The organism is Rhodoferax sp. BAB1 (genome assembly GCF_013334205.1).
Taxonomy (GTDB): domain Bacteria; phylum Pseudomonadota; class Gammaproteobacteria; order Burkholderiales; family Burkholderiaceae_C; genus Hylemonella.
The window spans coordinates 1,767,354-1,792,490 of sequence record NZ_CP054424.1 but is presented as its reverse complement, the minus strand read 5'-3'; the positions used below and the strand labels follow the sequence as shown (position 1 = coordinate 1,792,490).

Sequence of the window (25,137 nt, the reverse complement as noted above, 5' to 3'; positions counted from 1 at the left end):
TGGCCCGGCAAAGCCGGTTCCACGGCGTTCCGCGGTTTGCGTTTCTTCAGGCGTGGTGGTCTTGCATCTGCGCTGTGGAGTCTGTGCGATGAACAATCTCATGCGTTGGTGGCCCGTTTTCCTGCGCAACCTGCTGGTCTGGCGCAAGCTCGCCATCCCCAGCCTGGTGGGCAACATCGCCGAGCCGCTGATGTGGCTCGTAGCCTTCGGTTACGGCCTGGGCGCGCTCGTGGGCAGCGTGCCCCTGGACGGGCAGCAGGTGCCCTACATCCTCTTCCTGGCCAGCGGCTCGATCTGCATGAGCGCCATGAACGCGGCCTCCTTCGAGGCGCTGTACTCGGCCTTCTCGCGCATGCACGTGCAGAAGACCTGGGACAGCATCATGAACGCGCCCATCGCCCTGCGCGACGTGCTGCTGGCCGAGATGCTGTGGGCCGGCTTCAAGTCCCTGTTCTCCGTCACCGCCATCCTGGGCGTGATGCTGGCGCTGGACATCAGCCGCAGCCCCATGCTGCTGCTGGCCTGGCCCATCCTGCTGCTGGCGGGCATCACCTTCAGCTGCCTGGCGCTGATCTTCAATGCCCTGGCCAAGGGCTATGACTTCTTTACCTACTACTTCACGCTGTTCCTCACGCCCATGATGTTTTTGAGCGGCGTGTTCTTCCCGCGCGATAACCTGCCACCCCTGCTGCAGCACGTCTCGGCCTGGCTGCCGTTGACCCAGGCGGTGGAACTGGTGCGCCCGCTTTTCCTGGGGCAGTGGCCGCAGGACGTGCTGCTGCACCTGGGCGTGCTGGTCCTCTACGCGCTGGTGGCCTGGTCCATCGCCCTGGCCCTTACCCGGCGCCGTTTCCGGGGTTGAGCACACCGTTTTCCTAGCCGGCGTAGCCTTGGGCGCCACGAACTGCTAGAGTGCCCCCATACGACTGGAAGGAAGAACGTGGTCACACCCAATTACGGATACGAAAAGCGACAGAAAGAACTGGCCAAAAAGCGCAAGAAGGAAGAAAAGCTCAAGGAAAAAGCCCAACGCAAGCTGACCGGGCAGCCGGAGGACGGCAGCCCGGCCGAGGACGATGCCGAACCGACGTCGTCCGACGCGCCGGACGCCGGCCAGGGCACCCAAGCCTGAGGCCCGGGGCGCGAACCCTCTGCTGTCGCGGGGCGCTGCACGCATCATGGGCTGGCTCATCACCAAATACCTGCTGACCGCCGCCGTGGTGGTGGGGGTGTCCGAAATGGCCCGGCGCAGCGACCGGCTGGGCGGCCTGCTGGCCGCGCTGCCCCTGGTCACGGTCCTGACGCTGATCTGGCTCTACGTCGAGAAACAGCCGGCCCAGAAGATCGCCAACCACGCCTGGTACACCTTCTGGTACGTGTTGCCCACCCTGCCCATGTTCCTGGCCTTCCCGGCGCTGCTGTCGCGCCTGGGCTTCTGGCCCACGCTGCTGGCGTGCGTGCTCATCTCCCTGGTCTGCTTCGGCCTGCTGGCGCTGCTGCTGCGGCCTTACGGCATCGAACTGTTCTAGCCGAGGATGGAGTCGTTGCCATGAGCGGACGGGTGGCCTGGCGCCTTGGCGCGCTGGATGAGCATCTGATGCGACCGCTGCCCAGCCAGGCGCTGCGGGGCTGGCGCCGTTACCTCACTGAATTCGTCTATTTCGGCATCAAGGAAGCCCGCGCCTGCCTCTTCGTCGGGCTCTTTTTTGCGGCCGTGTTCCTGGTGCCGCGCCAGGGTTTCCTGGGCCTGCCGCGTTACGACGTGCTGCTGGTCGTGGCACTGCTGATCCAGGCCTGGATGGTCTGGGCGCGGCTGGAGACGCTGGACGAGCTCAAGGCCATTTCGGTGTTCCACCTGGTCGGCTTCGCGCTGGAAGTCTTCAAGACCTCGGGCGGCATCCAGTCCTGGTCCTACCCCGATGCCGCCTACACCAAGCTCTGGGGCGTGCCGCTCTTCGCGGGCTTCATGTATGCCGCGGTCGGCAGCTACATCATCCAGGCCTGGCGCCTGCTGGACCTGCGGGTCGAACACCATCCGCCTTACTGGATGGCGGCGCTGGTGGCCGCGGCCATCTATGCCAATTTCTTCACCCATCACTACATCGGCGACTACCGCTGGTACCTGGCCGCTTGCGCGCTGGGCCTGTACGCGCGGTCCAGCGTGGTGTTCCGGCCGCTGGACCGCGAGCGGCGCATGCCCTTGCTGCTGTCCTTCGTGCTGATCGGCTTTTTCATCTGGCTGGCCGAGAACATCAGCACCTTCTTCGGGGTCTGGCGATACCCCAACCAGCTGGGGGCCTGGTCGGCCGTCCATGTGGGCAAGTGGAGCTCCTGGTCGCTGCTGGTGGTCATGACCTTCACCATCGTGGCCCATCTCAAGCACATCAAGCAACGCATCCATGTTCCCCTTTGAGTCTCGCCCCCATCCTGGCCGGCGTATCGCCCTGGTCGTGTGCCTGGCCTGCAGCGCCTGGCTGCTGGCCGCCTGTGCCGCGCCACCCGCCGCGCCCGCCAGCGAGACAGCGCCGGAGCAGGGCAGCGCGCCGGCCGCCACCGCCGCTCCTGCTGCCAAGCCCGATCTCATCGCGCAGTCCGGCGTGGTGCAGACCGCCAGCCAGCCGCTGAACGACCTGAACCTCATGAAGAGCCGCATTCCAGCCGTTCTGACGGCGGCGCAGCAAGGCCCTTATGCCGTGCCGGCCGACAGCAGCTGCGCGGCGCTGCAGCTCGAGCTGCTGGCGCTGGATGCGGCCCTGGGCCCGGACATCGACGCCAGCGGCCCAGCGGGCAGCGATCCGGGCCTGATGGGCAAGGCGGTGGATTTTGTCGGTGATGCGGCCATGGACTCGGTGCGGGGCACGGTCAACTCGGTGGTCGACGGGGTCATCCCTTTCCGCAGCTGGGTGCGCAAGCTCAGCGGCGCCGAGCGTTATTCCAAGGCCGTGGCGGCCGCCATCCGGGCCGGCACGCTGCGCCGGCCCTACCTCAAGGGCTGGGCCCGGGCCTCGGGCTGCGTGGAAGGCCCGCCCGCACCCCCCAAGCCCAAGGTCGAAGCCAAGCCCGACGAGAAAGTCGAAGTGAAAGCCGAACCATGAACCATGACGCCGAGATCCTGACCACGCTGCGCGAGATCCGCGACGACCAGCGCCAGTTGCTGGAGCAGATCAAGGGCCAGCGCGCCCTGGCCGAGTTGCAGATGACGCAGTCACGCCAGCGTATTGACGAATCGATGGGCCTGCAACGCGAGGCGCTACGACGCCAGCGAACCATCACCGTGGTCGCCCTGCCGGCCCTGCTGGCCTGCATTGCGGCCATTGCCTGGCTGGTGCTGCGTTATTTCTGAGGGGCTGGCGCTCAGGCCGCGCCCTGCAGCATCTGCGCGGCCAGCGCCTGCATGGCCGGCACCGAGCGGTCCCTGGGCTGGATGTCCTGTGCGCTGCCGAACTGTTTGAAGTTGCGCGCCATCGACTGCAGGTAGACCGGGTCGTAGTGCGTGAGCAGCAGGTCGCGCACCACGTCGTCGATGTGGCCGCTGCGTACCTTGGTCTTCCAGCCTTCCACCACCTGCTTGCCCTTGAGCTCGGTCAGCGCGTCCAGGCGCTCGCAGAAGGCCTCGCGGTTCTGCACGAAAAAGTCGTAGTCCTCCAGCAGCAGTGCCACGCGTTCCTCGTCGGGCAGTTGCAGGTTCAGGCAGGGGCCGGCGCGCATGGCCTCGATCAGCGCGGCCGGCACGGCCACGTTGCCCACCTTCTTGCTTTCGCTCTCCACGTAGACCGGGCGCTTGGGGTCGAAACGGCGCAGCGCATCCCAGATGCGGGTGTCGAACTCCTTCTGCGTGGGCTGGGCTACGCCGGGTATGGCGCCCAGCACCGAGCTGCGGTGGTTGGCCAGGGCCTCCAGGTCCAGCACCTGGGCGCCTGCCGCCTGCAGGGCCTGCAGCAGCCGCGTCTTGCCCGAGCCCGTGGTGCCGCAGACCACGCGCCAGTCGAACAGAGGGGCCAGGCGCGGAATGTCCAGCAGCAGCGCGGCACGGAAAGCCTTGTAGCCGCCCTCGATGATCGTCACGCGAAAACCGATCTCGCTGAGGATCAGGCTCAGGGAGCCGCTGCGCTTGCCGCCGCGCCAGCAGTAGGTGAGCGGTTTCCAGTCCTTCGGCTTGTCGATCACCTCGCGCTCGATGTGCGCCGCGATGTTGCGCGCGGCCAGGGCGCCACCACGTTTCTTGGCCTCGAAGGCGTTGACCTGCTTGTAGAGCGTGCCGATGTCGTGGCGCTGCTGGTTGTCCAGCGTGGGCCAGTTCACGGCGCCGGGCAGGTGGTCTTCGGCGTATTCGTTTTCGCTGCGGGCGTCGATGACGGTGTCGAAGGTGTCGAACTGGCGCAGGGCCTCTTCGGCGCTGATCGTGAACAAAGGCATCAGAGCAGTTTCTTGAGTTCGGGCCAGACGTTGTCCAGCATCCGGGGCTGGGCCTCGGCGGTGGGGTGGATGCGGTCGGGCTGGAACAGCCGCGTCGGGTCGGCGCCGTCGGCCACGCCTTTCAGGAAGAAGGGCACCAGGCTTGCCTTCTCGCTGCGCGCCACCTGCTGGTAGAGCCCGGCAAAACGGCGCCCGTAGTCGGCGCCGTAGTTGGGCGGCATCTGCATGCCCAGCAGCAGCACGCGTGCGCCGGCCTTTTTCGATTGCTGGGTCATCCACGCCAGGTTGGCGCGCGTGGCGTCCAGCGCCAGGCCGCGCAGCGCGTCGTTGCCGCCCAGTTCGATGATCACGTGCGTGGGCTGGTGCTGGGCCAGCAGGGCGGCCAGGCGCGAGCGCCCGCCAAAGGTGGTCTCGCCGCTGATGCTGGCGTTGACCACGCGCACCGCCTGCTTCTCCGCGGCCAGGCGCTGCTCCAGCAGGGCCACCCAGCCGCTGCCGCGCGGCAGGCCGTATTCGGCGCTCAGCGAGTCACCGAGCACCAGCACCGTGCGGGCCGTGGCCGCCTGGGATAACCCCAGGAAACCGCCCAGCAGGGCGAGCACGATACAGTAGCGACGCAAGAAAGAAAACTTCATGTCCGAACCCATCATTTCCGTGGAACACGTGCTCAAGTCGGTCACCGACTCGACTGGCACGCTCGATATTTTGCGCGATATCCATTTCAGCGTCCCGCCGCGCCAGACCCTGGCCATCGTCGGCGCCTCGGGGTCCGGCAAAAGCACGCTGCTGTCCATCATGGCCGGGCTGGACACACCCTCAAGCGGCACCGTGCGCCTGGACGGGCAGGACCTGTTTGCGCTGGACGAAGACGAGCGTGCCGCCCTGCGTGCGCAGAAAGTGGGTTTCGTCTTCCAGAGCTTCCAGCTGCTGGGCCACCTGACCGCACTGGAAAACGTGATGCTGCCGCTGGAACTGGCCGGCCGCAAGGACGCCCGCAAGGCCGCCACCGAGATGCTGGACCGCGTGGGCCTGGGCCAGCGCCTGGGGCACTACCCCAAGGTCTTGAGCGGCGGTGAACAGCAGCGCGTGGCCCTGGCGCGCGCCTTCGTGGTGCAGCCCGCCGTGCTGCTGGCCGACGAGCCCACGGGCAGCCTGGACTACGCGACGGGTGAGACCGTGATGGAACTGATGTTCGCGCTGAACCGCGAGCAGGGCACGACCCTGGTGCTGGTGACGCATGACACGGGGATTGCACAGAGGTGCGAGCGGCGGATCACGATCGAGGCGGGGCGGGCGAGTGGTTAAGTTTTGGCTCCCCTCCGACTAAAAAAGCCCGGCATGCCGGGCTTTTTTTATATGTCATCTAGGGCAAGTGGTCTTATACAGATCCAAGCTGAGGTGATTGACCGAGCGTTTCGCCGTGTCACTAGAACATCTTCTCTTGTGGGTCTCCGCAATCCAGTACGTGAAAACCAATAGCCTCATTGTCTAGGCGCTTGTGATCAATAACTGGACGGACTTTAAACAAGATACCTTCAACATCAGCGATCTTTTGCATCTTGGGGCGGATGTGCTCTTCCCATGTCACGCTGAATCGCTCATTGTCAGAAATTATGCTTCCCCTGTGTGATGTAAAGGCGACCATATCCAAACGACCGACGATGGTCAGAGTCGTTGGCAGTTCTTCTTTGTGTTGCCCAATGATCTCTCGATCCTCTGCCGTGAGTCGGAGCTCATTTTCTCGGGAACTCATATCAATGTATTCAACTGCTTTCCCATCGACATTGGCCAATATCTCATTAATTGGGGTGCGTGTTGTCTGAGCTGCCCACAAGATTTTTGGATCATTAATCAAAATGGATCCAGCTGTTTGATCAAATGCGACATTCCGGCTGTTGATGTTTGACCCAACATTGAAGCTATTGGAAATTCGTATATTGACCGTTATGCCTTTCTTGATCAGTTCTGATGCTTTTTTTCGAAGATCTATCGCATCACGCAGAAGTCGAACAATTATTTCAGACAGTGTGTAGCCATCAGTAGCAGCAAAGACAACTAAAAGCTCTTTGTGCTCAAGCAAGAATTTAACGAGCAACTCAATGGAGCCAGAGTTGATTTGTACTTGATACCCAAGTTGAGATCGCAAGTCCTTCGGGACCTGACGTTTCCCAAGCTGAATCGAGATCAAACGATCCAGAATTTTTCGATAGTTTGAGATTACGGTTTCAAGGGTTCGCAGGTCATAGACGCCATCCGAAAAAGCTAAGCCTTTGGCATAGATGCGGAGATCTTGTTCCATATTGCGGCTCACTGTAAAAGTAGCTAACGTGGTACGGGACTCTAGGGAAGGGGTTATGTTTCGCCTATCCCCCGAAAGAGGGATATCACCACACTTTCTGACTTGCTGCTCCGCAACATGCTGGGATAATCCCCCCATGTCCTCCCCCAAAGTCCTGTTCGGCTTCCACGCCGTGGGCGTGCGCCTGAAGACGGCGCCGCAATCCATCATCGAGATCTATTTCGAGCCGACCCGGCGCGACGCGCGCATGCGCCAGTTCCTGGAGAAGGCCAAGGAAGCCAACGTCCGCCTGATCGAGGCCGACGGCATGCGCCTGGCCAAGCTGGCCGGCAGCCATGGTCACCAGGGCGTGGCGGCACGCGTGGAGCCGCTGGCCCAGGTGCATTCGCTGGACGACCTGCTGGACGCGCTGAGCGAGCCGCCCCTGTTGCTGGTGCTGGACGGGGTGACCGACCCGCACAACCTGGGCGCCTGCCTGCGCGTGGCCGACGGGGCCGGGGCGCACGCGGTGATCGCCCCCAAGGACCATGCGGTGGGCGTCAACGCCACGGTGGCCAAGGTGGCCAGCGGCGCAGCCGAGACCGTTCCGTACTTCATGGTGACCAACCTGGCGCGCACCCTGGGTGAGCTGAAGGAACGCAATATCTGGTGCATAGGCACCAGCGACGACGCGCCCAAGACCATCTACCAGGTGGACCTGAAGGGCCCCACGGCCCTGGTGCTGGGGGCCGAAGGCGAGGGCATGCGGCAGCTCACGCGCAAGACCTGCGACGAGTTGGTGGGCATCCCGATGAAGGGCGCGGTGGAAAGCCTGAACGTCTCGGTGGCCAGCGGCGTCTGCCTGTACGAAGCCCTGCGGCAACGAGGGTAATCGCTAGGCACCTACCAAACAAAACGGCCCTCACGAGGGCCGTTGTTGTTGGTGGGGGCGGATCAGGCCGTGACGTCGAGCACCGTGCCGCTGAGCTGGCTCAGGGTGTTGATGCGCTTGCGGGTGCCGCTGTTGCCGCTGTCACTGCGCGGGGGCTGGTTTTCCAGGCCACGCACCTTGTCGTCGGCCCGGGCCGATTCCTGGCGTGCCACGGCCGCCTGCTGCTCCAGCTGGCTCACCCGGTTGGCGGCCTGGGCAGCCTCGCGCCGGGCCATCTGCAACTGGGCCTGGTACTGGCTCAGTTGCGCCCGCGCACCGGGCGTGCTGCCGTTGATGGACTGCATGGCCATGACCACGATGGTCTCCTCAGGCCTTTTCGTTGACCAGGCGACCGGTGGTCTGGCCCTGGGTGTTGACCACGGGTTCGCGCTGGCGGGCTTCGCGTTCGGCGGCCTGGCTTGCCTGGCTCTCGCGCTGCGCCTGCTCGTTCTGCACGCGCTGCTGTTCGGCGCGGAATTCCTGCGCGCGGTTGGCCGTGTTGGCGCGGGGCGGGGCAGAGACGGGCGTGCTGGAGGAAATGCCTTCGGTTGCCATGGTGGACTCCGGGGTGAACTTGCTGAAATTTTAGTCAGACCCGGGGGGCTGTCAACCTTGGTCCGCCGGGCGGTAGGGCTGGCATACGTGAGTGTCACCAGCGCATGGCATCATCCCGGCGAACCCCACCACCCCCTGCCATGCCCATTCACCCCACCGACCGCCGCCAGCTGCTGCGCCTGGCGGCCGCCACCGCCAGCACACTCTGGCTGCCACGCAGCGCCTGGAGCCTGGGCCGCCTGCAGCACGACCCCTTTGCCCTGGGCGTGGCCAGCGGTGCCCCAACGCCCGACGGCGTGGTGCTCTGGACGCGCCTGCTGTTCCGGCAGCCGCAGCGCGAGGCCTACACCCTGCGCTGGGAGGTGGCGCACGACGAGGCTTTCACGCGCATCGCCCGCAGCGGCCAGGTGCAGGCCGAACCCGCGCTGGGCCACGCCGTGCATGCCGAGGTGGCGGGCCTGGAGGCCGACCGCTGGTATTTCTACCGTTTCATGCTGGGCGAGGCCGTGAGCCCGGTGGGGCGCACGCGCACCTTTCCGCGGCCCGATGCCATGCCGGCGCGTCTGCGCCTGGGTTATGCCTCCTGCCAGCGCTGGGAACACGGTTATTACGCGGCCTGGCGGCATATGCGCGCCGAGCAGCTGGACGCCGTGATGTTCCTGGGCGACTACATCTACGAATACCCGGGGGCCACCAATGCCGTGCGCGCCGTGACCGGCGGCTGGGTGCTGACGCTGGACGACTACCGCGCCCGTTATGCCCTGCACCGCAGCGACGCCGACCTGCAGGCCATGCACGCGGCCTGCCCCTGGCTGCTGACCTGGGACGACCACGAGGTGCAGAACGACTACGCGGCCCAGCACGAAGGCACGGGTGTGCCGCTGCTGGGTACGGTGGACGACTTTGCCGCGCGCCGCGCCGCCGCCTACCAAGCCTGGTACGAGCACATGCCGGTGCGCGCCTCCATGCTGACGAAGGGCCTTGCCGGCCTGGCGCGTGGTGCCGAGCTGCGCATCTACCAGCAACTGCCCTTTGGCCGGCTGGCCACGCTGCACCTGCTCGACGGCCGCCAGTACCGCGACCGCCAGCCCTGCCTGAAGGACGGCCAGCCCGGTAGCCGGCTGGTTGACCCGGCCCAGTGCCCGGAGTGGGCCGATCCGCAGCGCAGCTACCTGGGTGCGGCGCAGGAGCAGTGGCTGGATGGCGCGCTGGCCCGCTCCGGCGGGCGCTGGAACGTGATCGGGCAGCAGACCCTGTTCGGCCCGCGCGATGGGCGGCCCGGCCCGGGCCAGCGCCTGTGGAACGACGGCTGGGACGGTTATGCGGGCAACCGTGCGCGCCTGACCGATGCGCTGCAGCGGCACGCGGTGAGCAACCCGGTGCTGCTGGGCGGTGACGTGCACGAGAACTGGGTGGGCCACGTCAAGGCCGATTACGCCGACGCCGGCAGCCCGGCGGTGGGCGTGGAGTTCTGCGGCACCAGCATTTCTTCGCGCGCCAGTGCCAGCGCGGTGGAGAAGACGCCCGAGCGCCTGGCCGAGAACCCGCATTTCGTGTTTGGTGACGCCCAGTACCGCGGCTACGGCGTGGCCGAGTTCACACCGGGCCAGTTGCGCACCACCCTGCGCGCGGTGGAGGACGCGACCCGTGCCGATGCCGCCGCCTTCACGCTGGCCGCTTTCGAGGTGCGCGAGGGGCGCGCACGCATCGAGCGGAGATAATCCAGGGCGTGGGCGGCTGCCGTCCACGCATCTGTTCCTGTTTTCCTGCTCCCCGATGAACCACTTTTTATGGCTGCCGCTGCTGCTGGCCGGCAGCACTGTCCTGGCCCAGGACAACCCGCCGCCTGCGGCCGCCCCATCCCCCGAACCTTTGCCCATCTCGGAGCCGGCCGCCGTGACCCTCACGACGCCGGTGGTGATGCCCGTGGCCGTGCCCGAAGCGGCGCCCGAGCCGGCCCCTCCGGCGCCCGCCACCGAGGCGCCAACGGTGCCCGCACCGCCGCCGCAGCGCGTGCCGCCAGTGGCACCCCTGCAGCTGGAGACCGCGGGCCGCTGGGCGGGTGACTTCAACGCCGGCTTTTCGCTGTCGGCAGGCAATACCGACGGGCACAGCCTCAACTTCAGCCTGGACAGCACCTACACCCGGCCCGAGGACAAGCTCTCGCTGTTTGCCCATTACCTCGAGCGCCGCACGCGCAGCGAGACCAACGGCGTGGTCACGACCGGCATCACCGACCTGCAGTGGCGCCTGGGCAGCCGTTACGACCGCAACCTCAGCGAGACCGAATTCGGTTTCGTGGGGGCCGAGTTCAGCCATGACCGTGTGCTCGACCTCAATCTGCGCAGCGTGCTGAGCACGGGCCTGGGCTGGCACCTGGTGAAGGAGCGCGACGACCTGTGGGACGTCTACGCCGGTCTGTCCTGGCGCGAGGACTATTACGCAGGCGACGGGGTGGAGGTGGACGGGGCCGTGCGCCAGCGTTATTCCACCGGCGAGATGCTGTTCGGCGAGGAGTCCACCCACGAGCTGGCCCGCGGCACGCGCTTCAAGCAGAAGTTCGTGCTGTACCCGGGTCTGCTGGTGGGCAAGGGCACCCGCGCCATGCTGGACGCCGGCCTGCTGGTGGATATCAACCAGACGCTGAGTCTGAGCGTCAAGCTGCAGGGGCGTTACGACAGCCTGGCCCAGGCCCCGGCCGAAAAATACGACCTCTACCTCATCACCGGCCTGAGCGTGAAGTTCGGCCGCTGAGACAAGCCGAAGATCAGAAGTGCTGCGCCAGCCACAGGCGTACCCGCATGCCGAGTTCGGGCGTGTAGCCCACGCTGGCATGGCGGATGCGGCCCTGGGCGTCGAGCACGACAAAGGCCGGCACGGCCTTGAGGCCGTAACGCGCCGAGAGGCTGCCGTCTTCATCCACGGCGGCCAGCCAGGGCAGCTGGCGCTGCTGCAGCACGCGCGTGACCTTGGCGGTGTTGCCCGAACGCATGGCGATGGTCAGCACGGGCCAATCCTGCTGCACGTCGCTCACGCTGCCTTCCTCGGCGCGGCAGATCGGGCACCAGTCGGCCCAGAAGTGCAGGGCCACGGCGCGGCCCGGGTGCTGGGCGCGCCAGGCTTCGAGCGTGATCCGTTCGGCGCCCAGGGCTCCCACGAGTTCGGCGTCGAACGCCGGAGCCGGGCCGGTGGGCAGGTCGCGGGTCTGCCAGGCATTGACGGCCAGCACCACCACGGTGAGGACCAGCAGTGTGAGCGCATGGGAGCGCCAGTTGAAGAGCCAGTCCTTGAAGCCCGAGGCCAGCCGCTGCAGCCGCGCGTTCATCGCAGCACCTCCAGCAGGCGGTCCAGGCCGCCGCTGTTGATGGCCACCATGGCCTGCTCGCGCACCTTCGGTTTGGCGTGGTAGGCCACCGAGAGGCCGGCCTCGCCCATCATGGGCAGGTCGTTGGCGCCGTCGCCCACGGCGATGGCCTGTTGCGTTGAGATGCCCAGCTGCGCGCAGGTCTGCTGCAGCATGCGGCGTTTTTCGGCGCCGTCGCAGATGTCACCCCAGGGCTGGTCGACCATACGACCGGTCAGCACACCATCCTGCAGCTCCAGCACGTTGGAGCGGGTGTAGTCGATGGCCAGCAGATCGCGCACGCGGTCGGTGAAGAAGGTGAAACCGCCGCTGACCAGCAGCACTTTCAAACCGGCCGCCTTGCAGGCGGTCACCAGCTCGGCGGCGCCCGGGTTCAGGCGCAGGCGCTCATCAAAGACGCGTTGCATGTCGGCTTGTGTCACGCCCTTGAGCAGGGCCACACGACGGCGCAGGCTTTCCTTGAAGTCGCTGATCTCGCCGCGCATGGCGGCTTCGGTGATGGCCGCCACTTCGGCCTTGCGGCCCACGGCGTCGGCGATCTCGTCCACGCACTCGATGTTGATCAGCGTGGAGTCCATGTCGAAGGCGATCAGCTTGAAATCGCGCAGATGCAGGGGCGGCGTGAAACCCTGCAGGACGAGGCCGGGAGCGTGTTCGGTGGCGGGAGCAGTCATGGGAAGGGCTCAGGATTTCAGGTAAAGCGTGTCGGACCAGGTGGCCAGCCACTCGGGGCGGTAGGCCACGAAGATGGCCGCCATCATGCCGGTGATGAAGGCGTCGCCCCAGGCCATGAGCCAGAGCGCCACCCAGGAGAGTTCGCTGCCGATATTGGGCAGGGTGTGGCCGGCCCATTGCGCCAGCAGGCTGGCAGAGAAGAGGCACAGCACGGTGCCGAAGAAACCGCGGCCCAGCACGTAGACAAAAGGGTGGTGTGGCACGAAACGGCGCAGCAGGGCGCCCAGGCCCAGCGCCAGCGTCGCCGGCACCAGGCCTTGCCAGAGCAGCAGGGCCAGGGCCTGTTCACCGGTGGCAGGGGTGATGAGCCAGGTGATGGCGCCCACCAGCGTGAGCACCGGGACCGCCAGCGGCCAGCCCAGGCTCAGCGTGACCAGGCAGGCGCCGGACCATTGCAGGTGCAGCGGCATGGCATGCCAGTAGGGCAGGGCCCAGAGCAGGGGCAGCAGGGCCAGGGTGGCCAGCAACGGGGTCTGCAGGCCGGTGTGGGCCAGCAGGCGCCAGGGCCGTAGCCACAGGGCCGGCAGCAGGATGAGCAGCGCGAGCAGGGGTTCGAACAAAACGTTCATGGTCAGGCCGGCGCCCCTTCGGTGCGTGGCGCGCCGAGCGAGCGCAGCACGTCGCGCACCAGGTGGGCGCGCGCCTTGGGGTCGGGCAGTTCGCGTTCGATGCGCAGCTTCTCGTTGCCGGCCAACTTGATGTGGCGGTTCTTCTGCACCAGTTCGATCACCTTCATCGGGTCCACCGGCGCGTCCTTGCGGAAGGTGATGTTGATCAGGTGCGGCGCCGCGTCCACCTTGACCACGCCGTAGGGCTGGCTGATGACACGCAGGCGGTGCACGTCGATCAGGGTCTGGGCCTGGGGCGGCAGTTTGCCGAAACGGTCGACGATCTCTTCCATCAGCGCGTCGATCTGCTCGGTCTTCTTGGCCGTGGCGAGTTTCTTGTAGAAGGACAGGCGCATGTGCACGTCGCCGCAGTAGTCGTCGGGCAAGAGCGCCGGGGCGTGCAGGTTGATGTCGGTGGTGGCGCTCATGGGCGAGAGCAGGTCGGGCTCCTTGCCTTCCTTCAGGCTGCGTACCGCTTCGGACAGCATCTCGTTGTAGAGCTGGAAACCCACCTCCAGCATATTGCCGCTCTGGTTCTCGCCCAGCACCTCGCCGGCGCCGCGGATTTCCAGGTCGTGCATGGCGAGGTAGAAACCCGAGCCCAGCTCTTCCATGGCCTGGATGGCGTCCAGGCGCTGGCTGGCCTGCTTGGTCAGGCTCTCCTTGTCGGGCACCATGAGGTAGGCATAGGCCTGGTGGTGGCTGCGGCCCACGCGCCCGCGCAGCTGGTGCAGCTGGGCCAGGCCGAACTTGTCGGCGCGGGAAATCACGATGGTGTTGGCCGAGGGCACGTCGATGCCGGTCTCGATGATGGTGGAGCACAGCAGCAGGTTGCTGCGCTGGGCCACGAAGTCGCGCATCACGGCTTCGAGCTGGCGCTCGGGCATCTGGCCGTGGGCCACGGCGATGCGCGCCTCGGGCAAGAGCTCTTCGAGCCGCGCGCGGCGGTTCTCGATGGTCTCGACCTCGTTGTGCAGGAAATAGACCTGGCCGCCGCGCTTGAGTTCGCGCAGCACGGCCTCGCGGATCACGCCCTTGTCCTCGTTGCGCACAAAGGTCTTGATGGCCAGGCGGCGCTGCGGCGCGGTGGCGATCACGGACAGATCGCGCAGGCCTTCGAGCGCCATGCCCAGCGTGCGGGGGATGGGGGTGGCGGTCAGCGTGAGCACGTCCACCTCGGCGCGCAGGGCCTTGACGGCTTCCTTGTGGCGCACGCCGAAGCGGTGTTCCTCGTCGATGATGAGCAGGCCCAGGTTCTTGAACTTGGTGTCCTGGCTCAGCAGCTTGTGGGTGCCGACTACGATGTCCACGCTGCCGTCGGCAATGCCCTTGAGCGCGGCCGTGATCTCCTTGCCGGAGCGGAAGCGGCTCATCTCGGCGATCTTCACCGGCCACTTGGCGAAACGGTCCACCAGGGTCTGGTAATGCTGCTCGGCCAGCAGGGTGGTGGGCGCGAGGAAGGCCACCTGGCGCCCGCCGGTGACGGCGACGAAGGCCGCACGCAGAGCGACTTCGGTCTTGCCGAAACCCACATCGCCGCAGACCAGGCGGTCCATGGGGCGCGGGCTGACCATGTCCTGCACCACGGCGTGGATGGCGGCGCGCTGGTCGGCGGTTTCCTCGAAGCCGAAATCGTTGGCGAACTGTTCGTAGTCGCGCGGCGAGAAGCGGAAGGCGTGGCCTTCGCGCGCGGCACGCCGGGCGTAGATGTTGAGCAGCTCGGCCGCGGCATCGCGGATCTGCTGGGCGGCGCGGCGCTTGGCCTTGTCCCACTGGCCCGAACCGAGTTTGTGCAGCGGCGCTTCGTCGGCGCTGACGCCGGTGTAACGACTGATGAGCTGCAGCTGGCTGACCGGTACGTAGAGCACGGCGTTGTCGGCGTATTCGAGGTGAAGGAACTCCTGCATCTCGGGCGTACCGTCGTCCTGCAGCTGGCCGCCGATGTTCATGTTGACCAGGCCGCGGTAACGGCCGATGCCATGGCTGGCGTGCACCACCGGGTCGCCGACCTTGAGTTCGGACAGGTCCTTGATCAGCGACTCGACGTCGCTGGTCTGTTCCTGCTTCTTGCGCCGGCGCGTGCTGGGGCCGGCGGCAAAGAGTTCGGTTTCGGTGACGAAGTCCAGGCCCTCTTCGGTCCAGGCAAAACCGGTGTTGAGCGCGGCGGTGGCGATGCCCAGTTTCTCCTCGCTGGCCTGGAACTCTGCGAGCGAGTCGAAGGCCGGCGGAATGACGCTGCTGGCGCGCAGGAAGTCCAGCAGGCTTTCGCGCCGGCCGTCGCTTTCGGCCAGCAGCAGCACGCGGTGCTGGGTGTTGCGGACGTGGTCTTTCAGCTTGGCCAGCGGGTCCTCGGCGCCGCGCACCACGGTCAGCTCGGGCAGGGTGTCGAACTCGGCCACGCCTTCGGCGTAACCGGGGCGGATGGCCAGTTGCGCGTGTGCGTTGGCCAGGCCGAAGAATTGCTCGATGCCCAGGAAGAGCGACTCGGGCGGCAGCGGCGGACGATCGGGTTCGCCCTGGGCCAGGCGGTAGCGTTCTTTCGTGTCCTGCCAGAAGCGCTGCAGCGCGGGCTCCAGCTCGCCGTGCAGCACCACGGTGGCGGCCTGCTCGGTGCCGGCCCCGAGGTAGTCGAACACCGAGGCGGTCTCTTCGAAGAACAGGGGCAGGTAGTACTCGATGCCGGCGGTGGCCACGCCGTTGCCGATGTCCTTGTACAGGCGGCTCTTGGTCGGGTCGCCTTCGAGCAGTTCGCGCCAGCGCTGGCGGAACAGTTTGCGCGAGTCCTCGTCCATGGGGAACTCGCGCCCGGGCAGCAGGCGCACCTCGGGCACGGGGTAGAGGCTGCGCTGGCTGTCGGGGTCGAAGGTGCGGATGGAGTCGACCTCGTTGTCGAAGAGGTCGACGCGGAAGGGCACGGGCGAACCCATGGGGAAGAGGTCGATCAGGCCGCCGCGTACCGCGTACTCACCCGGGCTGACCACCTGGGTCACGTGGTTGTAGCCGGCCAGCGTGAGCTGGCTGCGGAACTGCGCCTCGTCCAGCTTCTGGTTGACCTTGAAGGAGAAGGTGTGGGCGGCCAGGAAGGCGGGCGGCGCCAGGCGGTACAGCGCGGTGGTGGCCGGGATCAGCACGATATCGGTCGTGTCCTCGGGCTTGCCCTTGCCGTGGTTGTACAGGCGCCAGAGCGTGGCCAGGCGCTCGCTGATCAGGTCCTGGTGCGGCGAGAAGGTGTCGTAGGGCAGGGTTTCCCAGTCGGGAAACATGGCGCAGCGCAGCTCGGGCTTGAAGAAGGCGATCTCGTCGATCAGGCGCTGGGCATCGGTGGCGTCGGCGCAGACGATGGCCAGCAGGCGACCGGCCGCCTGCTCGCGCTCGGCCAGGCGGGCCAGCAGCAGCGCGTCGGACGAGCCCGTGGGGCGGGGCAGGGTGTAGCGCTTGCCGGGCTGGAGTTTGGGGAGATCCATGAATCAGGTATGCAAAACACAAAAACCCCCCGCGCGAATGGCGGGGGGTGTGCAGCCCTCATTCTAGTGGAGCAGGCCCTAGAATGACGGCTCCCCCATGAGCGCCCATCCCCATCCTTCGACCACCCGTTACTGGGCCCTGATTCCCTGCGCCGGCAGCGGTACACGCGCCGGCGGTGCCGGTCCCAAGCAATACCAGCCGGTGGCCGGCCTGCCCATGGTGCGGCACACGCTGGCGGCTTTTTCCGCCGTGCCCCAGTTGCAGCGCACCCTGGTGGTGGTGGCCCCGGGCGACCGTTTCCTGCAGCCAGAGGCTTCGGCCGGCTGGGTGGTGGCCGACTGCGGCGGCGACAGCCGCGCGGCCAGCGTCACGAACGGCCTGGCCGTGCTGCGCAGCCTGGGCGCCACCGACGATGACTGGGTGCTGGTGCACGATGCCGCGCGCTGCCTGGTGACGCCAGCGCAGATCGGCCGGCTGATCGACAGCTGCGCGCTGGACGAGGTCGGCGGCCTGCTGGCGCTGAAACTGCCGGACACGCTCAAGCAGGAACAGGGGGGGCGCGTGGCGGCCACGCTGTCGCGCAGCGACAAATGGCTGGCGCAGACGCCGCAGATGTTCCGCCTGGGCCTGCTGCAGCGCGCCCTGTTGCAGACCGACGTGGACGTGACTGACGAGTCCTCGGCCATCGAGGCACTGGGTCTGGCGCCTCGCCTGGTGAACGGCAGCGCCCAGAATTTCAAGGTGACCTACCCCGAGGACTTCGCGCTGGCCGAGGCCGTGCTGCGGGCCCGGGGGGCGCTGTGAGGAACACGACATGAGCATTCTTTTTTCCATGCGGGTCGGCGAGGGCTGGGACGTGCACGCCCTGGTCGAGGGGCGTCCGCTCATCCTGGGCGGCATCACCATCCCCTACGAGCGCGGCCTGCTGGGCCATTCGGACGCCGATGCCCTGCTGCACGCCATCACCGACGCGCTGTTCGGCGCGGCCGGCCTGGGTGACATCGGCCACCACTTTCCGGATACCGATGCCCGCTTCAAGGGGGCGGACTCCGGCGTGCTGCTGACCGAGGCGGCGGCGCGCGTGCGTGCCCAGGGCTGGCAGATCGGCAATGTGGACAGCACCATCATCGCGCAGGCGCCCAAGATGGCACCGCACATTGCGGCCATGCGCGAGCGCATTGCTGCCCTGCTGGGCCTGGGGGTCGACCAGGTCAACGTCAAGGCCAAGACGGCGGAGAAGCTGGGGCCCGTGGGCCAGGGGCTCAGCATCGAGGCACGTGCCGTCGTGCTGCTGGCGCGGTAGTCCCGCGCAGGTCTAACGATGGGCCTGCTTGAGCTGGATGCGCAGGGTCAGGCCGCCGGTGCTGCTGTTGCCCAGGCCGAACTTGCCGCCCATGCGGCGTACCGTTTTCTCCACGATGGACAGGCCCAGGCCGGCCCCGGTGGCGGCCGTGCGCGCTTCATCGCCGCGGAAGAAGGGTTTGGTCAGGTTGGGCAGGTGCTCGGGGGCCACGCCGGGGCCGTGGTCGCGCACGCGGATCTGCACCCACTGGTCGCGCGCGCGGGTGGTGATGTCCACGGTGGCGATGCCGGTCTCGGGGGTCTTGCCGTAGCGGCGTGAGTTTTCCACCAGGTTGGAGATGACCCGGCCGAGTTCCACGGTGTCGGCCAGCACCGAGACGTTGTCCTGCAGGTCCAGGTTGAACTGCATGTCGGGCCGGTCCTTGAAGGCGAACAGGCTGGCGCGGATGACTTCGTTGATGTTGACCGGGGTCAGGCGCACGTGGTCGGGGCGTGCGTAGTCGAGGAACTTGTCGATGATGGCGTCGAGCTGTTCCAGGTCGGCCACCATGTGGGCCTGGGCGTCGGGGTCGGCCACGCTCATCTCGGTTTCCAGGCGCAGGCGCGACAGCGGCGTGCGCAGGTCGTGCGAGATGCCGGCCAGCATGACGGCGCGGTCCTGTTCGATCTTGGCCAGGCGCTGGGCCATGCGGTTGAAGCCGATGTTGACCTGCCGGATCTCGGTGGTCGGCACGCGTTCGTTGAGGCGGCTGGCGGCGAAGTCGCCTTCGCGGATGCGGCTGGCGGCAAAGGACAGCTGCTTGAGCGGGCGATTGATCAGGCGCGCGATGATGGCCGCGCCGGCCAGCGAGAGCAGGGCGCCGGTGGAGAGCCAGATCAGCCAGGTCTTGCTGGCGGTCTGGTTGAAGCGCGAGCGGTCGGTGTGCAGCCAGTAGTTGTCACGGTCGATCACGAAACCGACCCACAGCCCCGGCTTGCCGTTCACGCTGTTGGCCACCACGGTGCCCGGGCCCAGGCGGGCGGTCAGCTCCTGGTTGATGCGCCGGTTCACGCTGTCGGTGTCGAAAGGCTCGTACTGGTCGCGCGGTTCGCGCGGCAGCACGCGCACGCCTTCCTTCTCGGTCATGGTCTTGATCAGCGAGACCCGCTGGATGGCATCGGAGTGCATCAGGGCGGCGCGGCTGAGGTTGACCAGGGAAGCGATCTGCTGCGCGGTCTGGATGGCGCGCGGCTCGAACTCCAGGGCGCGCAGGGTCTGCAGCCAGGCCAGGATGCTGCCGAAGAGCAGCAGGGCCAGCAGGAAGAAGGTGCGCCAGAACAGGCTCAGGCCGGTGGTGTCGCGCACCTCGCCGTCGAGTTCAGCCGGTGTGGTCTCCTGGACGGCGCCGCCGCGATGCTCCTCGGTCAGCCAGGATTGCCAGCGCGACGGATCCAGCAGCGAGGGACGCAGCGCAGCGGGTGAACGGGGGCCGCGTAAGGTCAACCTGCACCGTCCGGTACGAAGACATAACCCACGCCCCAGACCGTCTGGATGTAACGCGGCACGGCCGGGTCGATCTCGATGAGCTTGCGCAGGCGCGAAACCTGCACGTCCAGGCTGCGGTCGAAGGGCTCGAATTCACGCCCGCGGGCCTGCTGGGCTAGCTTCTCGCGCGACATGGGCTGGCGCGGATGGCGCACCAGGGCCTTGAGCATGGCGAATTCGCCGGTGGTCAGGGGCAGTTCCTCGCCTTCCTTGCGCAGGGTGCGCGCGCCCATGTCGAAGGTGTAGGGGCCGAAACTCACCACCTCCTGGTCGCTCGAGGGGGCGCCCGGTGCTTCCTGCGCCGGGCGCCGGCGCAGCACGGCGTTGATGCGCGCCAGCAGTTCGCGCGGGTTGAAGGGCTTGCCCAGGTAGTCGTCGGCGCCGACTTCCAGGCCGACGATGCGGTCCACGTCCTCGACCTTGGCCGTCAGCATGATGATGGGGGTCTTGTCGTTGGCCGCGCGCAGGCGGCGGCAGATGGACAGGCCGTCTTCGCCGGGCATCATGAGGTCGAGCACGATCAGGTCCACCGTCTCGCGCAGCAGGATGCGCGTGAGGGACTTGCCGTCCTCGGCCTGGAAGACCTCGAAGCCCTCCTGGCTCAGGTAACGGCGCAGCAGGTCGCGGATGCGTGCGTCGTCATCGACCACGAGGATCTTGTCGGTACGGCTGGAAATGGAAGTCATGGTCAGTGTCGGGCCCTGGAAGGTACACCTTGCGAATTCTGCCGGTCGCCGCGGATGGTCGGCCCCTGCAGGGCCTGACTTTGACATACTGTTACAAATCTTGGCGTCGTGCGCAAGTGCGCACCGCAAGAATCTCTGCAACCCGGAGGAAAGACCATGAAATCGAGCCCTACCCGTCGCCTGGCCTGTGGCCTGGTGGCCAGCCTGTGCTGGGCCCTGCCGGCCCTGGCCCAGCCGCTGTCAGCCGTTCCGCGTGACGTCGTGCAGTTTTCGGCCACGGCCACCCTGGAGGCGCGCCAGGATCAGCTCAGCGTGACGCTGCGCGCCACGCGTGAGGGCAGCGACCCGGCCGTGGTGCAGCAACAGCTCAAGGCCGTGCTGGATGCGGCCCTGGCCGAGGCGCGCCCCGCCGCCCAGCCCGGCGGCCTGGAGGTGCGCAGTGGCCAATTCAGCCTGGTCCCGCGCAGCGGCCGCGACGGCCGTATCAGTGCCTGGCAGGGGTCGGCCGAGCTGCTGCTCAGCGGGACGGACCTGGAGCGCATTGCCGCCCTGGCCGGCCGCATCCAGGGCATGGCGGTGGCGCAGCTGGTCTTCGGTTTGAGCCGCGAGCAGCGCGAGCGCCTGGAGCAGCAGGCCCAGGCCCAGGCCATCGAGCGTTTCCGTGCCCGGGCCACCGAGATCGCGCGGGGGTTCGGTTTCAGCGGCTACAGCCTGCGCGAGATCCACATCAACAGCCAGGAGACGGGCGCGCAGATCCGTCCGCGCTTCATGGCCATGGAGGCCAAGGCCAGCATGGCGTCCGACGCACCGCTGCCGGTCGAGGCCGGCCAGGCCCAGGTGCAGGTCACCGTCAGCGGGTCGGTTCAACTCAAATAAAAACAGGTCCGGGTAAGTCCCGGGCTTGCGCGGCTCTGGAGCCGGCCTACACTGACTGGAACAGCCATGTTGCCCCTGCCCACCTTTCAGAATCCCCGGCGTCCCGCTGCGGCCTTGCCTGAACCCAAGGTGGGCGACAGCATCGGGCGTTTCAAGCTGCAGCGCCTGATCGGTCAGGGCGGGCAGGCCACGGTCTGGCTGGCGTTTGATCCGCGCCTGGAGCGTGAGGTGGCCATCAAGCTGCTGCGGCCCGAGCAGGGCGCCGATGCGGCGCTGGTGGCCCAGTGGCTGCAGGAGGCACGCAGTGTCAGCCGCCTGACGCATCCCAACATCATCCCGGTCTTCGAAGCCGATGTGGAGGACCAGCAGCCCTACCTGGTCTTCGAGTACGTGCCCGGCCAGACCTTGGCGGCGATCCTGCACCAGCGCGGTGCGCTGCCGCCGGCCGAGGCCGTGGGCCTGATGGTGGATGTGCTGGAAGCGCTGGCGGCCGCGCATGCTGCCGGTATCGTGCACCGCGACCTCAAGCCGTCCAATGTGCTGGTGGATGCCAGTGGACGCGCCCGCGTCATGGATTTCGGCATCGCCGTGCGCGTGCACGACAGCGAGGCCCCGGCGGCCCGGGCCGCGGGCCCGCAGGCGACCGGTGGCACCCCGGGGTATATGTCGCCGGAGGCGGCCACCGGTGCGCCGCCCACGCCGGCCATGGATCTTTTTTCCGCTGCCGTGGTCCTGACCGAGATGCTCAGCGGGCGCCGCCTGATCGACGAGCGCGATCCCTGGCGCGCCATGCAGCGCGTGGCGCTGGAGGACCTGCAGCTGCCGGCTGATCTGGGCAGCGAGGCCGACGACGGGCTGCGCGCCATCCTGTTGCGCGGGCTGATGCGCGATCCGCGCCAGCGCCACCCGTCGGCCCAGGTGTTTCGCGACGAGCTGAAGAAGTGGCAACGGCCGGTCACCACGCCCCTGGCCGATGTCGGCAAGGACAGTCACAGCGGCACGGTGGAGTTCCTGTTACGCCGCATGCGCCACAAGAGCGATTTTCCGGCCATGTCGGGCTCCATCATGCGCATCCAGAGCATTTCCAGCTCGGACCGCGAGAGCGTGGCCACTCTGACCAACGAGATCCTGAAAGACGTGGCGCTGACCAACAAGCTGCTGCGCCTGGTCAACACCGCGCAATACGCGCGGGGCGGCCCCATCAGCACGGTGTCACGCGCCGTCACGCTGGTGGGTTTCAACGGCATCCGCAACATGGCGCTGAGCCTGGTGCTGCTGGAGCACATGCAGGACAAGGCACACGCCAACCTGCTCAAGGAAGAGTTCCTGCGCTCGCTGATGGCCGGCGCGATCGCCATCGAACTCAGCCCGGTGCGCAGCGAAGGCGAAGAGGCCTTCCTGGGCGCCATGTTCCAGAACCTGGGGCGCTTGCTGACCGAATACTATTTTCCGGAAGAGGCCCGTGCCGTGCGTGCCCTGACCGGCGGCAAGGAACCCATCCCCGAGGACAGCGCCGCCATCACCGTGCTGGGCATCAGCTATGAGCAGCTGGGGGTGGGCATCAGCAAGGCCTGGCACCTGCCCGAGAGCATCCAGCATTGCATACGCAAGCCCACGGGGCCGGCGCCGGCTACACCGCCCAAGGAACTCGAGGACAGGCTACGCTGGATCGCCCTGGCGTCCAACGAGATGGCCGATGCCCTCTTGCACACCGAGCCCCGGGCCGCACAGGCCAGGCTGACGCAGCTGGGCCAGCGCTACGCGCGCGGCATCGGCATCGACAGCAAGGCCATGGAGGTCGCGACCCAGCGCGCACGCGAGAAGCTGGCCGAACTGGCACGCGCCATGGATTTCAAGGTGGCGCCCGACTCGCCGGCGGCGCGTCTGTTGCAGACAGGCGGCAACGGTGGCGCGACGCCGCAGACGGTGACCCTGCACGATCCGGTTCCGGGAGAAGACGGATTCCACGACTCGGTGGGCTCCTTCGAGTTGCATGCCACCCAGCCGGTGACGCCCGAGCAGATCGCCGCCCTGGCCCAGGAGTCGCAGCGCGTGGCCGAGATGCTGGCCGCGGGCATCCAGGACATCACCAATGCCATGGTCGAGGACTTCAAGCTCAGCGACATCCTGCGCATGATCCTGGAGACCATGTTCCGTGCCATGGGTTTTCGCCAGATCGTGTTCTGCATGCGCGATGCCAAGCGGGATGCGCTGACCGGCCGCTTCGGCCTGGGGCCGGGCGTGGAGCGCATCGTCAAGTCCTTCCACATTCCGCTGCATCCCGAGAAGAGCAACCTGTTTTCCGCGGTCTGCAGCAAGGGTGTCGACACCATGATCAGCGATGCCGGCGCCACGCGTGTGGCCGAGCGCCTGCCCGACTGGTACCGCGATGGGGTCCATGCCTCGTCTTTCCTGCTGCTGCCGCTGATGCTCAAGGGCGCGCCCTTCGGCCTGATCTATGCCGACAAGGGGGAGCTGGGGGAGTTGCAGCTGGGGGAGAAGGAGCTGGCGCTGTTGCGGACCTTGCGCAATCAGGCGGTGATGGCGTTTCGGCAGTCGTCCTGATTTTCTTCGTTGCTTGATGGCTTGCGTGGCAGGCCGGGGCGAGACCCGGCTTGTCACGACAGAAAAAATCTAACAAGAAGACAGGATGCTCATCACTGCGCCACCCAACCCCCATCCATATTCCAAGCCACCCCCCGCACATTGTTGCCCGCAGCCGAGCAGAAGAACACGGCGAGTTCGCCCAGTTCGTCGGGGGTCGTGAACTGCATGGAAGGCTCCTTCTCGCCCAGCAGCAGCTTCTTGGCTTCCTCGTTGGAGACCTTCAGCGCGGTCGCCTTGGCGTCCACCTGTTTCTGCACCAGCGGGGTCAGCACCCAGCCCGGGCAGATGGCGTTGCAGGTCACGCCCGTGGTGGCGTTCTCCAGGGCGGTCACCTTGGTCAGGCCCACGATGCCGTGCTTGGCCGCCACATAGGCAGACTTCTCGGCCGAAGCCACCAGGCCGTGCACCGAGGCCACGTTGATGATGCGGCCCCAGTTGGCGGCGCGCATGGCGGGCAAAGCCAGGCGCGTGGCGTGAAAGGCGCTGGTCAGGTTGATGGCGATGATGGCATCCCAGCGTTCGGTGGGGAAATCCTCGATGCGCGCCACGTGCTGGATGCCGGCGTTGTTGACCAGGATGTCGACGCGGCCGAACTGGGCGGCGGCCTGTTTCATCATGTCCTCGATCTCGGCCGGCTTGCTCATGTCGGCCCCGTGGTAGGCCACCTTCACACCCAGCGCGGCGATCTCGGCCTTCGGGCCTTCGACATCACCGAAGCCGTTGAGCACGATGTTGGCACCCTGGCGGGCCAGGGCCTTGGCCACGCCCAGGCCGATGCCGCTGGTGGAGCCGGTGACGAGAGCAGTTTTGCCTTTGAGCATGGGTTTCTCCGATGAGCGGGTCACGATTGAATTAGGATGACACTGAACGCCTGCGATTATCTGATTTCACCATGACCGAGCCTACGCTGAACTACGTAACCTGTCCCGACGCCGCTGGCGGCCACCGCATGGCCTGGTGGCAGTGGGGTAACCCGACAGCGAGCCATGTGGTGGTCTGCGTGCACGGCCTGTCGCGCCAGGGGCGCGATTTCGATGTGCTGGCCCAGGCCCTGTGCGATCGCGCCGGCGGCCGGCTGCGCGTGGTCTGCCCTGACGTCGCGGGCCGCGGCCAGAGTGATTGGCTCAAGGACCCCATGGGCTACCAGATCCCGGCCTACGCCGCCGACATGCTGGTGCTGCTGGGCGAATTGAAGCCCGTCACGCTGGACTGGGTCGGCACCAGCATGGGCGGCCTGATCGGCCTGGTGCTGGCGGGCCAGCCGCAGCTGCCGTACAAGATCCGCAAGCTGGTGCTCAATGACGTGGGTCCGGCCATCTCCTGGCAGGCCATCCAGCGCATCGGCGAATACCTGGGTGCACCGGTACGCTTCACGTCCATCGAGCAGGCGGCCGAGGCGCTGCGCCTGATCTCCGTGGGTTTCGGCCCGCACACACGCGAGCAGTGGCTGGCGCTGACGCGGCCCATGCTCAAGCCCGCCAGCGATGGCAGCGGTCTCATGCTGCACTACGACCCGGCCATTGCCGTGCCCTATGGCACGCTCACGCGGGAAAGCTCCGAACAAGGCGAAGCGACACTCTGGCAACTTTACGACGGCATCCAGGCGGAAACACTGCTGCTGCGCGGCGCCAACTCCGATCTGCTGTCACCCGAGACGGCCCTGGCCATGACCCAACGCGGCCCGCGCGCGCAACTCGTCGAATTCCCTGGCGTCGGCCACGCGCCCACCCTGGTCGCGGCCGACCAGGTGCAAGCGGTCTGTGATTTCCTGCTCGGCTCGGGCGCATGA

Annotated in this window: 27 protein-coding genes; 15 read left to right on the top strand and 12 right to left on the bottom strand. The window is 67.0% G+C overall.

Features of this window, described 5'->3' with window-relative positions; all coding sequences use genetic code 11:
• The first annotated feature begins 88 nt into the window (after positions 1-88).
• The 6 genes from HTY51_RS08545 (at position 89) to HTY51_RS08520 (ending at position 3,343) form a co-directional block, all read left to right on the top strand.
• Positions 89-862 (top strand): ABC transporter permease, encoded by a 774-nt coding sequence (locus tag HTY51_RS08545; protein WP_174252347.1) that lies wholly within the window; start codon positions 89-91, stop codon positions 860-862.
• Between the two features lie 78 nt (positions 863-940).
• Positions 941-1,132: a hypothetical protein gene (locus HTY51_RS08540; RefSeq protein ID WP_174252346.1), complete on the top strand. Its 192-nt coding sequence runs from the start codon at positions 941-943 to the stop codon at positions 1,130-1,132.
• Positions 1,133-1,178: 46 nt separating this feature from the next.
• The gene (locus HTY51_RS08535) at positions 1,179-1,529 is read left to right on the top strand and encodes a DUF3147 family protein (RefSeq protein ID WP_174252345.1); all 351 of its coding nucleotides are present in this window, start codon (positions 1,179-1,181) and stop codon (positions 1,527-1,529) included.
• Between the two features lie 68 nt (positions 1,530-1,597).
• Positions 1,598-2,413, top strand: coding sequence for a DUF817 domain-containing protein (locus tag HTY51_RS08530; protein ID WP_254607057.1), 816 nt, complete (start codon positions 1,598-1,600; stop codon positions 2,411-2,413).
• On the top strand, positions 2,400-3,095 hold the full coding sequence (locus HTY51_RS08525) for a hypothetical protein (protein WP_174252343.1): 696 nt from the start codon (positions 2,400-2,402) through the stop codon (positions 3,093-3,095). The genes HTY51_RS08530 and HTY51_RS08525 overlap by 14 nt, the downstream gene beginning before the upstream one ends.
• Positions 3,092-3,343, top strand: coding sequence for a hypothetical protein (locus tag HTY51_RS08520; protein WP_174252342.1), 252 nt, complete (start codon positions 3,092-3,094; stop codon positions 3,341-3,343). Before HTY51_RS08525 ends, HTY51_RS08520 begins: the two co-directional genes overlap by 4 nt.
• An 11-nt stretch (positions 3,344-3,354) precedes the next feature.
• Here the strand turns inward: HTY51_RS08520 and mnmH are convergent, their stop codons facing one another.
• Both mnmH and HTY51_RS08510 read right to left on the bottom strand, forming a co-directional pair.
• Positions 3,355-4,416 (bottom strand): tRNA 2-selenouridine(34) synthase MnmH, encoded by a 1,062-nt coding sequence (gene mnmH, locus HTY51_RS08515; RefSeq protein WP_174252341.1) that lies wholly within the window; start codon positions 4,414-4,416, stop codon positions 3,355-3,357.
• The gene (locus HTY51_RS08510) at positions 4,416-5,051 is read right to left on the bottom strand and encodes an arylesterase (protein WP_174252340.1); all 636 of its coding nucleotides are present in this window, start codon (positions 5,049-5,051) and stop codon (positions 4,416-4,418) included. Before HTY51_RS08510 ends, mnmH begins: the two co-directional genes overlap by 1 nt.
• On the opposite strand from HTY51_RS08510, the gene HTY51_RS08505 reads away from it, so the two are divergent.
• Positions 5,050-5,721 carry an ABC transporter ATP-binding protein gene (locus tag HTY51_RS08505; protein WP_174252339.1) on the top strand — a complete coding sequence of 224 codons (672 nt, stop codon included), beginning with the start codon at positions 5,050-5,052 and terminating at the stop codon, positions 5,719-5,721. The genes HTY51_RS08510 and HTY51_RS08505 overlap by 2 nt on opposite strands.
• 121 nt (positions 5,722-5,842) lie before the next feature.
• On the opposite strand, the gene HTY51_RS08500 is transcribed toward HTY51_RS08505, so the two are convergent.
• Positions 5,843-6,715: a hypothetical protein gene (locus HTY51_RS08500; RefSeq protein WP_174252338.1), complete on the bottom strand. Its 873-nt coding sequence runs from the start codon at positions 6,713-6,715 to the stop codon at positions 5,843-5,845.
• A 136-nt stretch (positions 6,716-6,851) separates the two neighbouring features.
• On the opposite strand from HTY51_RS08500, the gene rlmB reads away from it, so the two are divergent.
• Positions 6,852-7,586 (top strand): 23S rRNA (guanosine(2251)-2'-O)-methyltransferase RlmB, encoded by a 735-nt coding sequence (rlmB, locus tag HTY51_RS08495; RefSeq protein ID WP_174252337.1) that lies wholly within the window; start codon positions 6,852-6,854, stop codon positions 7,584-7,586.
• Between the two features lie 62 nt (positions 7,587-7,648).
• Here the strand turns inward: rlmB and HTY51_RS08490 are convergent, their stop codons facing one another.
• Positions 7,649-7,942, bottom strand: coding sequence for a hypothetical protein (locus HTY51_RS08490; RefSeq protein WP_174252336.1), 294 nt, complete (start codon positions 7,940-7,942; stop codon positions 7,649-7,651).
• 10 nt (positions 7,943-7,952) lie between these two features.
• A complete protein-coding gene (locus HTY51_RS08485) occupies positions 7,953-8,180 on the bottom strand; it encodes a hypothetical protein (protein ID WP_174252335.1) in 228 nt (75 codons plus the stop codon).
• A 140-nt stretch (positions 8,181-8,320) separates the two neighbouring features.
• Here HTY51_RS08485 and HTY51_RS08480 point away from each other — a divergent pair, with 140 nt between their 5' ends.
• Together HTY51_RS08480 and HTY51_RS08475 are read left to right on the top strand one after the other, a co-directional pair.
• A complete protein-coding gene (locus HTY51_RS08480; protein ID WP_174252334.1) occupies positions 8,321-9,901 on the top strand; it encodes an alkaline phosphatase in 1,581 nt (526 codons plus the stop codon).
• Between the two features lie 55 nt (positions 9,902-9,956).
• Positions 9,957-10,934, top strand: a complete 978-nt coding sequence (locus HTY51_RS08475; protein WP_174252333.1) for a YdiY family protein — start codon at positions 9,957-9,959, stop codon at positions 10,932-10,934.
• Positions 10,935-10,947: 13 nt separating this feature from the next.
• Here HTY51_RS08475 and HTY51_RS08470 read toward each other — a convergent pair whose 3' ends face one another.
• Genes HTY51_RS08470 through mfd form a run of 4 tightly spaced genes read right to left on the bottom strand, consistent with a single transcriptional unit; the run spans position 10,948 to position 16,351 of the window.
• Entirely contained in the window at positions 10,948-11,505 is a 558-nt protein-coding gene (locus HTY51_RS08470; protein ID WP_174252332.1) for a redoxin family protein, read from the bottom strand.
• The gene (gene serB, locus HTY51_RS08465) at positions 11,502-12,218 is read right to left on the bottom strand and encodes a phosphoserine phosphatase SerB (protein ID WP_174252331.1); all 717 of its coding nucleotides are present in this window, start codon (positions 12,216-12,218) and stop codon (positions 11,502-11,504) included. Before serB ends, HTY51_RS08470 begins: the two co-directional genes overlap by 4 nt.
• A gap of 9 nt (positions 12,219-12,227) precedes the next feature.
• Entirely contained in the window at positions 12,228-12,848 is a 621-nt protein-coding gene (locus HTY51_RS08460; RefSeq protein ID WP_174252330.1) for a hypothetical protein, read from the bottom strand.
• A gap of 2 nt (positions 12,849-12,850) precedes the next feature.
• The gene (gene mfd / locus HTY51_RS08455; protein ID WP_174252329.1) at positions 12,851-16,351 is read right to left on the bottom strand and encodes a transcription-repair coupling factor; all 3,501 of its coding nucleotides are present in this window, start codon (positions 16,349-16,351) and stop codon (positions 12,851-12,853) included.
• Between the two features lie 97 nt (positions 16,352-16,448).
• Between mfd and ispD the strand changes: the two genes are divergently transcribed.
• Positions 16,449-17,156: a 2-C-methyl-D-erythritol 4-phosphate cytidylyltransferase gene (gene ispD, locus HTY51_RS08450; RefSeq protein ID WP_174252328.1), complete on the top strand. Its 708-nt coding sequence runs from the start codon at positions 16,449-16,451 to the stop codon at positions 17,154-17,156.
• Between the two features lie 10 nt (positions 17,157-17,166).
• Positions 17,167-17,655 (top strand): 2-C-methyl-D-erythritol 2,4-cyclodiphosphate synthase, encoded by a 489-nt coding sequence (gene ispF / locus HTY51_RS08445; RefSeq protein ID WP_174252327.1) that lies wholly within the window; start codon positions 17,167-17,169, stop codon positions 17,653-17,655.
• A gap of 12 nt (positions 17,656-17,667) precedes the next feature.
• Here ispF and HTY51_RS08440 read toward each other — a convergent pair whose 3' ends face one another.
• Together HTY51_RS08440 and ompR are read right to left on the bottom strand one after the other, a co-directional pair.
• Positions 17,668-19,062, bottom strand: coding sequence for a sensor histidine kinase (locus tag HTY51_RS08440; protein WP_174254213.1), 1,395 nt, complete (start codon positions 19,060-19,062; stop codon positions 17,668-17,670).
• A 71-nt stretch (positions 19,063-19,133) separates the two neighbouring features.
• Positions 19,134-19,865 carry a two-component system response regulator OmpR gene (gene ompR, locus HTY51_RS08435; protein ID WP_174252326.1) on the bottom strand — a complete coding sequence of 244 codons (732 nt, stop codon included), beginning with the start codon at positions 19,863-19,865 and terminating at the stop codon, positions 19,134-19,136.
• A gap of 156 nt (positions 19,866-20,021) precedes the next feature.
• Here ompR and HTY51_RS08430 point away from each other — a divergent pair, with 156 nt between their 5' ends.
• Positions 20,022-20,741: an SIMPL domain-containing protein gene (locus HTY51_RS08430; RefSeq protein WP_174252325.1), complete on the top strand. Its 720-nt coding sequence runs from the start codon at positions 20,022-20,024 to the stop codon at positions 20,739-20,741.
• Between the two features lie 66 nt (positions 20,742-20,807).
• Positions 20,808-23,306 carry a serine/threonine protein kinase gene (locus HTY51_RS08425; RefSeq protein WP_174252324.1) on the top strand — a complete coding sequence of 833 codons (2,499 nt, stop codon included), beginning with the start codon at positions 20,808-20,810 and terminating at the stop codon, positions 23,304-23,306.
• Positions 23,307-23,398: 92 nt separating this feature from the next.
• Here the strand turns inward: HTY51_RS08425 and HTY51_RS08420 are convergent, their stop codons facing one another.
• Positions 23,399-24,169: a 3-hydroxybutyrate dehydrogenase gene (locus tag HTY51_RS08420; protein ID WP_174252323.1), complete on the bottom strand. Its 771-nt coding sequence runs from the start codon at positions 24,167-24,169 to the stop codon at positions 23,399-23,401.
• A 71-nt stretch (positions 24,170-24,240) separates the two neighbouring features.
• On the opposite strand from HTY51_RS08420, the gene HTY51_RS08415 reads away from it, so the two are divergent.
• Positions 24,241-25,137, top strand: a complete 897-nt coding sequence (locus HTY51_RS08415) for an alpha/beta fold hydrolase (protein ID WP_174252322.1) — start codon at positions 24,241-24,243, stop codon at positions 25,135-25,137.